This window comes from Streptococcus sp. KR, assembly GCF_002238115.1.
In the GTDB taxonomy this organism is placed as follows: domain Bacteria; phylum Bacillota; class Bacilli; order Lactobacillales; family Streptococcaceae; genus Streptococcus.
The window spans coordinates 1-249 of the sequence record NZ_NGVM01000286.1 but is presented as its reverse complement, the minus strand read 5'-3'; the positions used below and the strand labels follow the sequence as shown (position 1 = coordinate 249).

Annotated in this window: 1 protein-coding gene; it reads right to left on the bottom strand. The window is 42.6% G+C overall.

Going from position 1 to position 249, the window contains the following annotated elements:
• Window positions 1-43: 43 nt before the first annotated feature.
• Window positions 44-249 (bottom strand): hypothetical protein (locus CBI42_RS11970; protein WP_142294170.1); only part of this gene is annotated, 206 nt, incomplete at its 5' end.

Genomic DNA, 249 nt, shown 5'->3' with positions numbered 1-249 from the left:
AAAGGGTGAGACTAAACTAAGATTCATGTCATTGTTTATCCTCCTAAATTGAAATTTGAGTTACAAAGGCTCCAGCTGCCCCTACCATAACACCACCGACAATTTCAAGAATGGCATTCCGAACACCTGGTCCACCATCTTTAATGTTGGTTGCAAGGTTGACAATCCCTACAACAACGAGAAAGGCACCAACCGCAATCAATCCCTTCTGTAACAAAGACATAGCTTGTGCAAACATAGCACTTGCGT